11 protein-coding genes and 3 pseudogenes are annotated in these 14,768 nt (G+C 66.7%); 5 read left to right on the top strand and 9 right to left on the bottom strand.

The genetic code is table 11. From position 1 onward, the window contains the following. Nucleotides 1-29 precede the first annotated feature (29 nt). Together POF73_RS05405 and POF73_RS05400 are read left to right on the top strand one after the other, a co-directional pair. The gene (locus POF73_RS05405; RefSeq protein ID WP_272113304.1) at nt 30-524 is read left to right on the top strand and encodes an NUDIX domain-containing protein; all 495 of its coding nucleotides are present in this window, start codon (nt 30-32) and stop codon (nt 522-524) included. A gap of 116 nt (nt 525-640) precedes the next feature. Then, nucleotides 641-1,384: an SIR2 family NAD-dependent protein deacylase gene (locus POF73_RS05400; protein WP_272113303.1), complete on the top strand. Its 744-nt coding sequence runs from the start codon at nt 641-643 to the stop codon at nt 1,382-1,384. Between the two features lie 1,762 nt (nt 1,385-3,146). On the opposite strand, the gene POF73_RS05395 is transcribed toward POF73_RS05400, so the two are convergent. Beyond that, on the bottom strand, nt 3,147-3,917 hold the full coding sequence (locus POF73_RS05395) for a transposase (protein WP_272113302.1): 771 nt from the start codon (nt 3,915-3,917) through the stop codon (nt 3,147-3,149). Between the two features lie 117 nt (nt 3,918-4,034). Between POF73_RS05395 and POF73_RS05390 the strand changes: the two genes are divergently transcribed. After that, nucleotides 4,035-4,586, top strand: coding sequence for a hypothetical protein (locus POF73_RS05390; RefSeq protein ID WP_334313579.1), 552 nt, complete (start codon nt 4,035-4,037; stop codon nt 4,584-4,586). Between the two features lie 479 nt (nt 4,587-5,065). On the opposite strand, the gene POF73_RS05380 is transcribed toward POF73_RS05390, so the two are convergent. The 3 genes and pseudogenes from POF73_RS05380 to POF73_RS05370 all read right to left on the bottom strand — a co-directional run bounded on the left by POF73_RS05380 (nt 5,066) and on the right by POF73_RS05370 (nt 8,782). After that, entirely contained in the window at nt 5,066-6,088 is a 1,023-nt protein-coding gene (locus tag POF73_RS05380; protein WP_272113300.1) for a S66 peptidase family protein, read from the bottom strand. Nucleotides 6,089-6,187: 99 nt separating this feature from the next. Then, nucleotides 6,188-6,760, bottom strand: a pseudogene (locus POF73_RS05375) (IS5 family transposase); the annotation flags it as partial. Between the two features lie 126 nt (nt 6,761-6,886). Continuing rightward, entirely contained in the window at nt 6,887-8,782 is a 1,896-nt protein-coding gene (locus tag POF73_RS05370; RefSeq protein ID WP_272113299.1) for a P-loop NTPase fold protein, read from the bottom strand. Nucleotides 8,783-9,216: 434 nt separating this feature from the next. On the opposite strand from POF73_RS05370, the pseudogene POF73_RS05365 reads away from it, so the two are divergent. Continuing rightward, nucleotides 9,217-9,904 (top strand): annotated as a pseudogene (locus POF73_RS05365) (Sir2 family NAD-dependent protein deacetylase). A 20-nt stretch (nt 9,905-9,924) separates the two neighbouring features. Here POF73_RS05365 and POF73_RS05355 read toward each other — a convergent pair. The 4 genes from POF73_RS05355 to POF73_RS05340 form a co-directional block, all read right to left on the bottom strand. Beyond that, a complete protein-coding gene (locus POF73_RS05355; RefSeq protein WP_272113296.1) occupies nt 9,925-11,160 on the bottom strand; it encodes a cytochrome P450 in 1,236 nt (411 codons plus the stop codon). 112 nt (nt 11,161-11,272) lie between these two features. Next, a complete protein-coding gene (locus POF73_RS05350) occupies nt 11,273-12,664 on the bottom strand; it encodes an NAD(P)/FAD-dependent oxidoreductase (RefSeq protein WP_272113295.1) in 1,392 nt (463 codons plus the stop codon). Then, nucleotides 12,654-12,926, bottom strand: a complete 273-nt coding sequence (locus POF73_RS05345; RefSeq protein WP_272113294.1) for a ferredoxin — start codon at nt 12,924-12,926, stop codon at nt 12,654-12,656. The genes POF73_RS05350 and POF73_RS05345 overlap by 11 nt, the downstream gene beginning before the upstream one ends. 130 nt (nt 12,927-13,056) lie before the next feature. Next, complete coding sequence (locus POF73_RS05340; protein WP_272113293.1) at nt 13,057-13,689, bottom strand: hypothetical protein; 633 nt, start codon at nt 13,687-13,689, stop codon at nt 13,057-13,059. A gap of 185 nt (nt 13,690-13,874) precedes the next feature. On the opposite strand from POF73_RS05340, the pseudogene POF73_RS05335 reads away from it, so the two are divergent. Continuing rightward, nucleotides 13,875-14,242 (top strand): annotated as a pseudogene (locus POF73_RS05335) (VOC family protein). A 10-nt stretch (nt 14,243-14,252) separates the two neighbouring features. Here the strand turns inward: POF73_RS05335 and POF73_RS05330 are convergent. Continuing rightward, entirely contained in the window at nt 14,253-14,735 is a 483-nt protein-coding gene (locus tag POF73_RS05330; protein WP_272113292.1) for a methylated-DNA--[protein]-cysteine S-methyltransferase, read from the bottom strand. Nucleotides 14,736-14,768: the final 33 nt, after the last annotated feature.

Genomic DNA, 14,768 nt, shown 5'->3' with positions numbered 1-14,768 from the left:
TGGTCGCGCGGGCTGGTTACGCTTCGTCAATGACCTCCACGCCAGACTTCGCCGCGTACATCGCCTCGCTCCCCCGCGTACTCGCCGGTGCCGCCGCCCTTTTCCGGGACGCCGAGGGACGGGTGCTGCTCGTGGAGCCCAACTACCGTGAGGGCTGGACGCTCCCGGGCGGCACGATCGAGTCCGACGACGGCGAGACGCCCCGCCAGGGCGCGCACCGCGAGACGCTTGAGGAGATCGGCCTCGACCGCGAGATCGGGAGGCTGCTCGCGCTGGACTGGGTGTACCGGCCGGGTTTGCCGCCGCTGGTGGCGTATCTGTACGACGGCGGGGTCCTCCCCGAGGACGACTTCAAGGCGATCCGGTTGCAGGAGGAGGAGCTGCTGTCGTGGCGGCTGGTGGCCCCCGAAGACGTCCTGGAGTACCTCCCGGGCGCCCTGGGCCATCGGGTGCTGGCCGCGCTGGACGTCCTCGCGGCGGGCAGCGGGACGGTGGAGCTGGAGAACGGGCACCGGGTGGGGTGACCCGGGGGCCGGGGCCGGGTTCAGCGCTCGACGCGGTCACAGGCGACGAGTTCGGCATCGGGCGACGCTCGAATATCCATTCGCCGCCCCACGGCGCCCGTCCTACCCTCGGCACCATGACCAAGCCTCTCGTCGCCATCCTCAGTGGCGCAGGCATTTCCACCGATTCCGGAATCCCTGATTATCGTGGGCCCAGCGGGCTGTGGCGGCGGGATCCGGAGGCCCAGAAGCTCGTGACGTACGAGTACTACATGAACGATCCGGAGATCCGGCGACGGTCGTGGCAGATGCGGCGGAAGAACCGTACGCTGCTGGCCGAACCGAACGCCGCGCATCGGGCCGTTGCCGAGTTGGAGAAGTCCGGTGTGCCAGTGCGGGTGATCACCCAGAACGTGGACGGGCTGCACCAGCTCGCCGGGATGCCCGCTCGCAAGGTCCTCGAACTGCACGGCACGGCTCGCAGCGTCGTATGCACCGCCTGCCACGTCCGCGGCGCCATGATGTATGCACTCGCCCGCGTCGAAGCCGGCGAAGACGACCCGCCGTGCCTGCAGTGCGGTGGCATCCTCAAGTCGGCGACCGTCATGTTCGGCGAACAGCTGGACCACGTTGTCCTCGGCGAGGCCCTCGCCATCAGCAAGGCCTGCCAGGTGTTCATCGCCGTCGGCAGCAGCCTCCAGGTACAGCCAGCAGCCGGGCTCGCCGGCGTCGCCGCCGACCACGGGGCCCGGCTGATCATCGTCAACGCCGAGCCGACACCGTACGACGACCAGGCCGACGAGGTGATCCGAGAGCCCATCGGCACAGCCCTGCCAACGTTGCTGCGCACGATGGGTGCCGAGAGCGAGTCGCCTCAGTGACATGGTTACCTCGTCAGGCCGCTTGGCGAGGGTCCTCTCAACGAGTTCTCTCCGACGGCCTACCGCTCCTCTAGGACAGGCCACTTAGGTCGCATGAGCGTCAGTTTCGTGCATCGCTCCGGCGCTGCCGCTGGTGGACTGCCACACTGGGCGACGAAAGCGGGTCCCCTACGGTGCGCTGGAGGCCAGCTGTGACGACGTGGCTGATACCACTGTTGACCTTGACAGCTGGGGCCCTGGTGTCCGGGATCGTCACCTATGTCAGTACGCGGAGCAAGCTGACATTGGACTACGACGCAGATCTTCGGCAGAAGCGTATAGAGGTTTACACGGACCTGTGGTGCCGAATGGAACCCTTGGCCAAATACGTTCCTCCAACCCGCTTTCGGGCAGCCGAAGTAAAAGAGCTCGCGGAGAGTCTTCAGGCATGGTTCTTCGGCACAGGTGGACTGTTTCTGTCGACGGCGACACGCGGCGACTACTTCGCTCTGCAGGAAGTCTTGCGCCGTATCAGCGACGGATGGGGTTGGGAAGATTCCGAAAGAGAGCGGTTGGATCCATCAATACGCGAATACCTGCGTATACACGGAAGCCGTTTACGCACGAGCCTCACTCGTGACGTGGGCACTCGGACACGCCCCAAAGTGCCTGGCAGATCAGAGTCGATCCCACAACACGTGTCGGGTTTCTACTCATGCGACGACTGTCGTAGCCTCCAACTCCGCTTCGCTCCCTGGTTTTTAGGTGGAACCCGCCGGCTCACCTTGACCTTGAGGTCGCTGGAAACCCAGAGACCGATCAAGGTGCTGAACTGGGATCGATCGCACAGGGTCATCCGAGCCTGGCTTCCTGACCAGGGTGGAAACCTGCGGGAGCGCACGTTGCTAGTTGAGAACGGGCGACTGGTGGAAGGGCCGATGGCCAATGAGCAGATAGCGGGTGGTGTCATCTTGTGGCGGCGCATCTCTCGTGGGCTGGCACAGATACCGTCCGACGCCGCCTGACTGCTCGCAATGACGTGTTACATCCACCGATGCCTTGAGCAGAAGGTTCCCTGTCCTCTTCAGTGATCAACAACGGAAGGCGGGGTCTCGTGGACAACCAGCGGCTGTCCGAGGTCGCTGACAACGCGAGGCACCGCGGTGGCGCCCCTCGCCTGGGGTGCGAGTAGGCCTAAGCCACGGAGAACCAACCTCCTGGGGGTTCGCAGTAGATCGCCCCACAGGCCCCGGAGGATCCTGTCCCGGCATACGCTCCCGTCATGCCGCTGCAACCTGTCGAAGCCACTCTCATTGCCGTCTCGATCACCTCTGCCGTCTCCACAGCTGCGGTTGTAGTCACGCATCTGCTGACCCGCGGCCGCGAGCGACGTCACCGCACGTGGGATCGCCGTATGGACGTCTATGCCGAGGTGGTCAGGTCCAGACGGGCGATGGGCCGAACTCGTCACGATACTGCGTGAGAAAGAGTTCCCCGGGGGCCCGCTTGACCCAGCACACGAGACAAGGGCCTTTGGGCTCACTGAAGCTCAGTCGGAGATGTCCGGCTCGCCAGAAGTCAGCCGAGTTCCAGAAGCGCGCCGAGATCGCCGTCACTGCAGACGAGATGCTAAATGAGGCGATTAAGCGGGAAGCCTCGTTCCGCCGTTCTAAGCGCGAGGGATGGGCCCGACTCGCCTTCTGGAGAGACTGAGTCGCTAAAGGCTGTCCCGCAATGATCAACTGAGTCCACACCAGCATCGGGATGGCCGCCTCGGGCCGGTCTATCCGGCGAGCGCGAGGTTGTGTAGGCGGGCAATACCAAGCATGGCGTGATGAACGCCGTCTCCCTTCAAGCGGCAGTCGCGGAGGATCTTCCAGCTCTTCATGCGGGCGAAGGTGTGCTCGACGCGGGCACGAACCTTGCGGTGTGAGCGGTTGTGCTCCTCTTTCCAGGCCGGGAGTTCGGCCTGTCCGGGTTCGCGGCGGTGCGGGATCACCAGGCCAGTGCCGCGGTAACCGCCGTCGGCGATCACCGTGGTGTTGCCGATGGCGTCCTTCGCCCCGGACAACTCCCATGCCCTGCAGTCGTTGCGGTTGCCGGGCACGGGCTGGCCAACCGCTATGACCAGGCGTGTATCGGCGTCGATGACGACCTGGTGGTTGGTGGAGTACCGGTAGTTCTTCGCCTGCTCTGCCACTGCGTGGTCACGCGTGGGGACCAAGGTGCCGTCCACGATGAGAACGGTGCCCTTGCGAAACCGCCGGCGCGGTCGCAGTGCGAGCAGCGGTGCAAGGCGGTTGATGATGCGGTCGGCCGCAGACTTCGAGATTCCAAACAGCGGCGCGAGCTGGCGCAGTGTCAAGTTCGTGCGCCAGTACGCTGCGACCAGCAGGACACGGTCCTCCAAGGGCAGGCTCCACGGTCGGCCTCGGCGGACCGTGTCCGCTCCCTCACGGCGCAGGGCGGTCACCAGCTTGCCGAAGAAGCGCGGGCTGAGCCCCGTGAACGGGCCTATCCAGAACGGCTGTGACGCCGTGATCACTGCTGCCACGTCAAGATCGTCCCACTACCCCGGGGCCCAGAGCTGCGGAGATCAGTACCAGCCAGAAATTTGTTGGGCGTCTCGTCACCGGCCGGTACGGTGCGACGCAGAACCAAGGGGGATGAGCTGGTGCGCCCAGTGTTGTTGGTGGACGTGGACGGGCCTTTGAACCCATATGCCGCCAAGCCGCACCGTCGGCCCGAGGGCTATCAGACGCACCGCCTGCTGACGCCCCGCTGGGAGGCCGCCGAGCGGCGCCGGCTGACTGAGTGGGGGCTGCCGAACAAGCCGGTGAAGCCGCTGCGGGTGTGGCTTAACCCCGATCACGGCCCGGCGCTGGAGGCGCTTCCCTTCGACCTGGTGTGGGCGACAACGTGGGAGGAAGAAGCCAACGCCTTCGTCGCGCCGCTCCTGGGATTGCCCGAACTGCCCTTCATTCGCTGGCCTTCGCCGCGGCCCGAGCCCGGGGATGGTGTGTTCTGGAAGACGCCTGAGATCGTCGCGTGGGCGCAAGGCCGTGCGTTCGCCTGGGTCGACGACGAGATCACAGAGGTGGATCGTGCCTGGGTGATGGAGCACCACGACGGTCCCGCTCTGCTGCACCGGGTCGACCCGCGATGTGGCCTTGTCGTCGACGACTTCGGCACGCTGACGGCATGGGCGACCGGCCTTGACTGACTCCGCACCGGTCGACAACTGGCTGCGGCGCCGTCCTGCGTGATCGTTACGGGACAAGTCTTAGCCGCCTCATTCAAAACGTGCTCCCACCGATGTGCAGAGATGGACCGGCTGCATCAGCTGGCCGAGATACTCGCTCTCAAGGTGCTCGAACTGCACGGCTGCGCACGGAGTTTCGTGTACGAAGTGTCATGGGCGGTCGCATAGAGGACGCCCCCGCACGGGCCGAAGCCGGGGAGGAGGATCCGCCGTGCCTGGATTTGCGGCTCGCCCCGGTGGTGCTGGGTGATGCGGCCGCCATCAGCGGATACCTCGGCTCCCCCAAGCGGCCACGGAACATGATTAACGGTGGCCAGGTTTGATCACCACCTGCTTGCCCGGGCCGTTCACGTTGCGTCGCCATCCAAGAATCCTCGGCGCCTAGAGCTCGTAACAGGATCTTGCCCAACGATCCTGGTCGGGTGACTCATGCGCGTTGCTCAGCCGACCGGTCCCGTCATCGCGTGCGGCCGTACCGCCGGTTCGAGCAGCGACAACGTCCGCTCCTCCGCATCAAGGGCGGCACGGATACCGACCGGCATCGGCAGATTCGGGCCTGCGTGCCCGACCTCGACGTTGCCCAGGACCGGGATGTCGCGGTCGCCGAGGACGTCGAGGACGATCTCGGCCAAGGTCGGAGGGCCGTCGGGCGAGTCGAGCCCGTCGATCGCCTCCGGAACGCCCACGACCATGCCGGAGATCCGATCGAGAATGCCGCTGTGCCGCAGTATCTGCAGGTAGTTCCACACGTGCGATGCCTGGCCGCCCAGCTCTTCCCAGAACAGCACCGCGCCGTCGAAGCTTTCGAGCGGCAGCGCGAAAGGCGTCGCCTGCGCCAGCACGATGCGGTTGATGACCCCGCCGATCAGCGGACCTTCCGCCCGCCCGGGACGCCAGCATTCCCACGACGGACTGGCGGGCAGCGCACCGATCGGCTTCGTGCCGGTCAGCAGCGTCGAATAGAGCTTCCCCAGCTCCTCCCGGCGGGCTGCGGACGTTCTCTGCCAGTGCCCTCCGAGGCCGGGCGTGGCCACGTCGGCGTGGAAGCCGACCAGACCCGTGCGCGCGTAGAGCACCAGGTGCAGCAGTGAGATGTCGCTGTAGCCGAGGATCGGCTTGGGGTCGGCCCTGATCGCGTCGAAGTCGATCAGGTCGAGGTATCCGAACACCGTCTGGCCACCGTCGTGTGCGACGATCGCGCGTACCTCGGGATCACGCAGCAGACCGTTGAACTCCTTGGCGATCTCGTCCGGCCGCGCCGCGCTCCACCAGCGGTGCCGTCCGGCTTGGAGGAGCGGCGCGAGGCGCACCCGGAATCCCATCCGCTCGATCTCGGCCACTGCCCGTTCGAGATCGGGTGCGTATTGGGCTTGGAGCGGCCCGGACAGCGCCGCGACGACGACAAGATCCCCGGGCACGAGGGCGCGAGGGCGTAGCAGTTGAGACGCTGCAGTATTGGTCACCGAGGCAGCGTTCCGACCCCCGTGACAACACGCTACTCATTTACCGATCAGCCACCCGGCGGCCCCTCCTGTGTGGCGCTCGGCCAGCTGGCTTAGGACTTAGCGGAGCTTGCCCATGCCCTGGATATTCGGGGCTCCCTTGCGGGAGATGACAGGCAGGATCCGACGCTTGCGGAGTTCGTCGCGGTTGGGGTGGGAGTCGTAGCCCTTGTCGCCGAGCAAGGCTTCGGGACGCTTGCGCGGACGGCCGGGGCGGCCGGCGACGGGTGGGATGCCGTCGACCAGGGCGAGGGTCTTGGTGACGTCGTTGACGTTGGCCGCAGTAGTGACGGCCTTGAGCGGGGTGCCGCGTCCGTCGCAGATCAGGTGGTGTTTGCTGCCCGTCTTGCGCCGGTCGACCGGCGACGGACCGGTGTCGGTAACCCCTTTTTCGCACGGATGGGGGAGCCGCCCACACAGGCCGTAGACCAGTCGAGCTGGCCGGCCGCGTTCAGTTCGGCAAGCAATGCGGTGCAACTGGTCGAAGACGCCTGCCTGCTGCCACCGCTCCAGACGACGCCAGCACGTCTGTCCGGAGCCGAACCCCAACTCCAGCGGCAGCAGTTGCCAGGCAATGTCGTTGTACAGGACGAACAGGATGCCCTGCAGACACAGTCGGTCCGCCACCGGCCGTGGCCGATGCCTTGCGAGGGTGGGGCTCCGTCAACACTTGAGTAATGGCCAAGCCCGGGTTACCGCCAGACAGCACCTGCTGTCGGCGCGGTTGGCCGCTCAGTGGCGTAAACCTGACTGGAGTACTCACCTTACAGGTGGCAGTGACCACGCTTCTCTGATGCGTTCAAGCGTGGCCCTAGCCAGGGTATCGGCTGTACCAATCTCGCGCTGAACCCTGGCCAACGCAGCGAAGGATCCAGGGAATCTGGGATCAGAAGCGTTGATGATCTTCTCGCGAGAGAGGTCGGACGAGAAGATCATCAGCACTGTGTCCAAGTGGAATGCACGGTTGGCTAACGTCCGTGCGAATGGGACGCTCTCTTCGGTCGTCCGGGCGTGCTGTTGAATCATTGGGCCCAGTCCACTTAAGCCGCCATTTTCGGCAATCACATCGGCACGGAAGAGATGGGTCAGCTCGGCCGAATCGCCAGGCATAGCAGAAGCATTGGCGATCCGAACCAGCTCGCGATCCACCATCCTACCGGCCAATTCACCTAGCTGACATGGACGTTGTGATGAAACAAAAGAGATGCCCGCACGAGCAGTGCGTAACAGATCTCGCGGCAGCCCACCAGACAAGCAATAGAACAGCGCAGTGAAGGGAACTGGAAGTCCGATCACACGACGCCCCAGGAGGCGTTCGGCTGACTTCTGATCTAGGGGCTCCACCCGAACCACCTCATCGATGGCACTGTCAAAAACGTCACGATGCCCAACTGGCGCCAATGCCGCATCCCGGAACACCTCGTCGGATACTGCCAGGAGATAGAGGCACTTCGGTACATCGAATACGGCTTTGAGCTCGTTCAAGAACGTTCGCGCAGTGGAGGCAGGTTCGATCCGGTCGAGTTCGTCGATAGCGATCACTAAATGCCGACCCTCCTCGCTCAGCGATCTGGCCGTTCGTGTGAGAAACCCCTTCAGGTCATCGACAATCTCGGGATAAGTCTGGGGCTGTTGGGCAAGTGCCGTTGCCCGGTTTGCCGAGAGGTTCCAGCTGCGCCAGCCGGCACTGAGCGCCACCTGATCAGAAAGTGTCTGAAGGTAACGGATGGAGCGTTTATGCCGCTCAGCTTCCTGCGCCGTGCCGAGACCTTCCTCGATCGCGAGGTCGCACAATTTATAGAAGAGGTGAAGCATGAACTCTCGACGATCAAATAGAACGGGTACCGATTCCACAACACTCAATCGCCGTGATCGGCCACCCTGAGCGCCTGCACAGAACATATGCAGAAGCTGCGTCTTGCCCGCTCCACGAGGACCGGACAGAGCGATACTCCCGCTGTCCATACCCGCACTTATCGCGGCCAACTGCTCGTCCGCCGCCGTGGATACATGATCACGCACCGCTCGTAGTCCCCTCAGTCCGGGGGCATCGCTGACAGTAAGGACCGTGGAATAGAGACGCTCGGACCGCTCGTTGATTTGAACACGCATGAAGCTCAACAGCACCTGCCGCAAGGTTTCCCGCCACTCATTAAACCGTTCACCAGGGTCAATGCTGTCGTAGACGCTACCCATACGAGACCAGCGCTTGATGACACCTGAGTGGCCAGTTGCTCGCGCAGCCAGCTTCACCGAGAACAACACTGGAAGGGCAAACAAACCCAATGAACAAAACTTTACCCATACTCCCCAATCGTATCCATGACTTCCCAATGGTTCACCGCGAACCAACTGCCAGACGATCTCCGGAATGTAGTCACCAATGAATAGTGAGCAGAGGACGGCTGTAAAGAGATATGCGAGCGCCAGTGAGCCCATCCACATTTCTTCAACATCCCGATACCTACGCAAGAGACCGCTGAACGCGTAGCCTGTGATGACAGTCACTAGCCACGTCACCACGAACAAAGCCGCAACGCCGAGAAATCCATTACCCAAAGCGGAAAGTATCGAGACAGCATGGTCGTGCGCCCGGGCGTCCTTCAGAGCTTCATCCCAGCCCCACGCTGCCCCTGTGGCCAAGATCAGTGCCACGAGGCCACACCCGGCCACGGACCCTATTGATGCCAGGCGATCGAATGCGCACTCCTGGTGGACCGCATTCCAGTAGGCGTCCTCAGCCTCCTGCGTGTCGTCAAGTAACACGGGTCGCTCAACTTCCGCCGCGCGCCGGGCCTCCTCTGTTGTAAGGGTGCTGCCCTGGTCCAAAATTGTGGCGAACTCCGGCTCAGCCAACACCTGCGAGAGTACGCTCGTGAACAATTGTTGCCGCAGTATCAGCCTATCCCTTGACATGTACTCCAGAATGCCCGAATCCTGGTCCGTCGCGAAGCACAATCCCTTTTTTCCGGCGCCAAATGCAGTCGGTGACCCTTGCCCGAGAGTGTCACCAGACGACGAGCAACCGGCCAGGGACGGTCAACCAGGCCCCATCGATCCCTTCCTAACTTGCCGTGTTACATCTACCGATGCCTTGCGACTCCGGTATCCCCGACTACCTGGCCGAACGGACTGTGGCGGCGGGATCCCGAGGCCGAGAAGCTGGTGACGTACGAGTACTACATGGGCGATCCGGGGATCCGGCGGCGCTCGTGGCGGATGCGGCGCAAGAACGGACGCTGAAGGCCGAGCCCAACGTGGCGCACCGGTCGGTGGCCGAGCTGGAGCGGAGCGGGGTGCCGGTGCGGGTGATCACGCAGAACGTGGACGGGCTGCACCAGCTCGCCGGGATGCCCGCCCGCAAGGTGCTCGAACTGCACGGAAGCGCGCGGAGTGTGATCTGCACGAAGTGTCACGCGCGCGGGCCGATGGAGGACGCCCCAGCGCGGGTGGAGGCCGGTGAGGAGGATCCGCCGTGCCTGGAGTGCGGCGGGATCCTGAAATCGGCGACGGTGATATTCGGCGAGCGGCTCGACCCGGTGGTCCTTCCTCGGTGAGGCGGTCGCGATCACCAAGGCCTGCCAGGTGTTCATCGCGGTCGGCACCAGCCTGCAGGTGCAGCCCGCCGCCGGGCCGGCCGGGGTGGCCGCCGATCACGGAGCGCGGCTGGTCATCGTCAACGCCGAGCCGACGCCGTACGACGAACGCGCCGACGAGGTGGTGCGGGAGCCCATCGGCACGGCGCTGCCGCTGCTGCTGCGCCGGCTCGGTGCCTAGCTGATCGGCCGGACAGGGCTCTAGGGACGGATCCCGTCGCAGGCGATGTGCAGATGCCGTGGGCCGCGCAGGACGGCGTTCTCGCGGTACGGGGGCGGGTCCTGAAGCAGGCGTGGGTTTTCCAGTCTGCGGGCCAGCTCGGACAGGGCGTGCTGGGTTTCCAGCCGGGCGAGCGGTGCGCCGAAGCAGCTGTGGATGCCGCTGCCCAGGCCGAGGTGCTGGATGTCGGGACGGTCCGGGTCGAAGCGGTCCGGGTCCGGGAAGCGTCGGGGGTCGCGGTTTCCCGATGCCAGGACCAGCCAGAGGGAGGCGCCCTTGGGGATGGTGACGCCGCGGACCTCGATGTCGGCGAGGGTGGCGCGCTGGGGCAGCAGTTGCACCGGGGGCTCGTAGCGCAGCAGCTCCTCGACGAGGGGCACGGCCAGCCGGGGGTCGCGGCGCAGGCGTTCCAGGACGTCGGGATGGCGCAGCAGGGTCAGCATGCCGTTGGTGATGAGGTTCACCGTGGTCTCGTGCCCGGCGATCAGCAGCAGCGCCGCGGTGCTGAGCAGCTCCATCGTGCTCATCGGGCCGTCGCCGTCCTTGGCCGTCGCCAGCTGGGAGAGCATGTCGTCGCCGGGGTTCTTGCGGCGTTCCTCGATCAGGCCGGCCAGATACATGCCCAGTTGCATCCGGGCGTCGTGCGCGCCCTTGCCCCGCTCGGCGGGGTCCGCGTCCGGGTCGGGGTCCAGGCTCGCGGCGAGGGTGTCCGCCCAGGTGTGGAAGCGTGCCTCGTCCTCGCGGGGCACGCCGAGCAGCCGGCAGATCACCGTCACCGGGAAGGGATACGAGAACTGCTCCACCAGGTCGATGCGGCCCGGGTCGCCGATGCCGTCGATGAGGCCGGAGATGATGTCATGGAGCTCCGGGCGCATCCCGTCGATCCGGTGGGGAGAGTGCGGCGGGCCGAAGTGGCGGTTCGTCATCCGACGCATCCGGTCGTGTTCCGGCGGGTCGAGCTTCAGGAAGCCCGGCGGCAGGGCGCCCTCCTCCTGGGATGCCTCGGCCAGCGGGTCGGCGGCGTGCGAGGCGAGGTTGCGGGCGTCGGAGCTGATCCGGGGGTCGTGCAGGAGGCTGCGGATCTCGTAGTAGGTGCTGACGAGATACGGCCCGTCGTCCTCGTGGTGGACCGGTGTCTTCCGCAGCTCCTCGTAGAGCGGGTAGGGGTCGGCGCGGTTTGCGTGGTCCAGGATCTGGTGCACCAGGGATTGCGTCATGGCGAGTCCTCAAGTCCTCGTGGCCGTAGGTCCTCGTAGCCGTAGGTCCTCGTAGCCGTAGGTCCTCGTAGCCGTAGGTCCTCGTAGCCGTAGGTCCTCGTAGCCGTGCGGATCAGTGCGCCGGGGTGAACGTCATCCGGCGGTCGGCCGGTGAGTATCCGCTGACGGTCACGGTGGGGCCGTGGGTGGGGACCGACGGGTCGGGGAAGTCCGCGTCGAGCGGCCGCTGTCCGTCCGGACGCCGGTCGACCGTGGCGAACGGCGGCGGGAACGGCGCGGTGGACTCGATCAGCTCCTGGTAGAACGGCAGCCACCGGGCCTGGTCGAAGGCGACGGCGCCGATGACGCGCCCCTGGTAGCCGTAGACGCCGACGAACCGGTGTTCCTTGAGCGAGCCCTGCGCGATGAGGATCTCCGTGCCCAGCGACGGCACCCCGACCGACTTGATGTTGACTCCGAACTGCGTGGACCAGAACGCCGGCACCTCCATGTGAGGCAGGCGGTCGGCGCTCTCGCTGAGCATGTTGTGCGCGGCGATCCCGGCCTGGGTGACGGCGTTGCCCCAGTGCTCCAGGGCCAGGAACTGGTAGCCGAACAGGGGGTGCGGGCAGCGGGCGACATCGCCGGCCGCGTAGATGTCGTCGGTCACGATGCCGCGGATGTCGAAGGCACGGCAGCCCGCGTCGCAGGCGATGCCGCGGGGCCCGGCGCCGAGTCCGGACCCGGCGAGCCATTCGGTGTTGCGGGTGGCGCCGAGCGAGACGATCACCACGTCGGTCTCCACGGTGGAGCCGTCGGACAGCCGCGCGGCACGCACCCGTCCCGCGGCGTCGCCCTCCAGCGCGGTCACCATGCCCCCGCACCGCAGGTCCACCCCGTGCTCGCGCTGCATCTCGGCGGCGACCGCGCCGACCACCCCGCCGAGTGCGCCGACCAGGGGTGCCGCGCCGCGCTCCACCACGGTGACGGAGAGGCCGCGCTCACGGCAGGCGGAGGCGATCTCCGAGCCGGTGAACCCGGCCCCGATGACCAGGACCCGCTCGGGGCGCGCGTCGAGCCGGCGCGCGAGCGCGGCACCGTCGTCGCGGCCCCGCAGTACGAAGACGCCGTCGAGCTCCGCCTCGGCCTCGTGCGGCCACGGTCGGGCCCGCACCCCGGTGGCGATCAGCAGCCGGTCGTAGGGCACCTCGTCGCCGTCGGCCAGCCGCACCCGACGGTCGGCCATGTCCAGGCCGGTGGCGGCGACGCCGAGCCGCCAGGTCGCGTCGACGGCCCGGAGCCGGGGCAGCGCGGTGCGCTCGGCTCTGGCCCTGCCCAGCAGCACCTGCTTGGACAGCGGGGGGCGGTCGTACGGCTCGTGAGGCTCGTCGCCGATCATGGTCAGTGACCCCGCGAAGCCCTTCTCCCGCAGCGCCTCCGCGGCCCGCAGACCGGCCAGCGAGGCGCCGACGACCGCGATGCGGCCCTCGCGTTTGAGTCGTTCCAGGGATCCGTCACCGGGCACCGGACACCGCCTCGGCCGGTAGGTCCGCGGTATCCACGGCGTCCACGGCGTCCACGGCATCCACGGCATCCACGGCATCCACGAGGATCGCCTGGACGGGGCAGGCCGCGGCGGCCCGGGCCAGCTTCTCGCGCTGTGCCTCGTCGACGTCCGGGTCGTACAGCAGCCCCTCCTCGCCGTGCATGGCGAAGACCTCCGGGGCGAGGAACGCGCACTGCGCATACCCCTGACAGCGGTTCAGATCGACGGCAATCCTGACCACGGGATCGGTCCTCTCCAAGGGCCCGGTCAACCCTCCTGCGACCACTCTCGGTGGCCGGCGGGGCTGCGACGACGAGGAGGAGGCCGTTCGGGTGAGGGGAGAGAGGTGAGAGGTGAGGAGTGCGGCCCGATCAGGTCGGGGCGGCGGGCCGTGCCCCGGCGGGGCGGCGGCCCCGCAGGATGTGCAGGCTGAGGATCAGCGCCCAGGCCGGGAAGACCAGTTCGGACCAGGGCACGTCCGCCCCCACCACCAGCAGTGTCAGGCCCGCCAGATAGCCGAGGACGACGAGCGGGCGCGGGAAGACGCCGAGCCGGCGGCCGATGGTCGAGGTCGTGATGATGAAGACCGCCGCCATCCGCATGGCGTACGTGGTCAGCAGGGCGTAGGCGAAGTCGCGGCCGAAGCCGGAGCTCTGCGGGCTCTCGTCGAGTGCGGTGCCGGCCGCGGCGGCGGTGCCGAACAGGGTGGCGACGAAGACCAGGCCGCTGCCGAGGAAAACGGTGGAGACGAACCGGTCCTCGCCCTCGCCGGCCTGTTCACGCAGGGCGCCCATGAACCACAGGAACGCGATCCCGGCGAGCGGAAGCAGCTCCAGTGCCGTCCGCAGGGCGCTGCGCTGTCCGGCGCCGACGGCCGCGTCGTCCCCGCCGTCGGGCAGAGCGGTGCGTACCAGGACGATCGCCGTGGCCATCAGGATCGCGAACACCACCCCGGCCACTCCGGCGGCCCGGGGTGTCGCGAGGCGCTCGTGCTTCGGCTCCATGGTCTCCCGCCTTCTGCCTGCTCCTCCTTCGTACAGCCACCAGCGATCGCGGGCCGCGCGCCACCGGGGTCACTCGGGAGGAAGCCCGCGATACGCCATCCAGGTCACGGCCACCGGCTCGCTCCGGGACCCGGCGACCGGAAATCCGGCTGCGCACGCTCGGCGAGTGGATCAGAATCCAGGCCATGACTTCTGCCGTCCGCCATACGACGATCGACTCCGCCGACGCCTACCGTCTCGCCGGCTTCTGGTCCCAGGTGCTGGGCCTGCCCATACACGAGGACGAGGGCCCGGGGACGAGGACGTACTGATCGAGGGGGCGGGGCTGCTGTTCGTCACGGTCCCGGAGCCCAAGACCGTCAAGAACCGGGTGCATCTGGATCTTCAGCCGCAGGATCGCACCCGGGACGAGGAGGTCGAGCGGCTCCTCGCCATCGGCGCCACCCTGGTCGACGACCGTCGCAAGCCGGACGGGAAGGGCTGGGCGGTACTCGCCGATCCGGAGGGCAACGAGTTCTGCGTGGAGCGCAGTGCGGCGGAGCTGGCCGGCTGACGCGGGCCGGCTAGAACAGCGCCATTCCGTTCTCGAAGTCCAGCAGACGCTGCTTGCGGTCCAGGCCGCCGCCGTATCCGGTGAGGCCGCCGTTCGCGCCGACGACGCGGTGGCAGGGGACGATGATGCCGATCGGGTTCTTGCCGTTGGCGAGGCCGACCGCGCGGGAGGCTCCGGAGTTGCCGAGCGCGTCGGCGAGTTGGCCGTACGAGCGGGTCTCGCCGTAGGGGATGCGGCGCAGCTGGTCCCAGACGCGGCGTTGGAACTCGGTGCCGTTCAGGCTCAGTTCGAGGGTGAACTCCTTCAACTCGCCCGTGAAGTAGTCCGTCAGCTGGTCGATCACCGGCCCGAAGGGCGTCTCGTCGCGCTCTCCGAAGGTCTCCTCGGGTGGTCGGTGGCGCTGGCCGGTCATGTAGAGGCCGCACAGGACGCCGTCCTCGGCGACGAGGGTGAGCGGGCCGTACGGGCTGTCGATGACGGTGTGCTGCTTCATCTGCGGTTCCTTACTGGCTTGACGTGCTCAACG

The sequence above is a fragment of the Streptomyces sp. HD genome (assembly GCF_028369295.1).
Classification (GTDB): domain Bacteria; phylum Actinomycetota; class Actinomycetes; order Streptomycetales; family Streptomycetaceae; genus Streptomyces.
This window is presented reverse-complemented; position numbering and strand designations above follow the sequence as displayed.

Coding starts and splice junctions, on each gene's coding strand:
- POF73_RS05405 (WP_272113304.1), top strand. CDS start 30: ATGACCTCCACGCCAGACTTCGCCGCGTACATCGCCTCGCTCCCCCGC.
- POF73_RS05400 (WP_272113303.1), top strand. CDS start 641: ATGACCAAGCCTCTCGTCGCCATCCTCAGTGGCGCAGGCATTTCCACC.
- POF73_RS05355 (WP_272113296.1), bottom strand. CDS start 11,160: ATGACGCAATCCCTGGTGCACCAGATCCTGGACCACGCAAACCGCGCC.
- POF73_RS05340 (WP_272113293.1), bottom strand. CDS start 13,689: ATGGAGCCGAAGCACGAGCGCCTCGCGACACCCCGGGCCGCCGGAGTG.
- POF73_RS05330 (WP_272113292.1), bottom strand. CDS start 14,735: ATGAAGCAGCACACCGTCATCGACAGCCCGTACGGCCCGCTCACCCTC.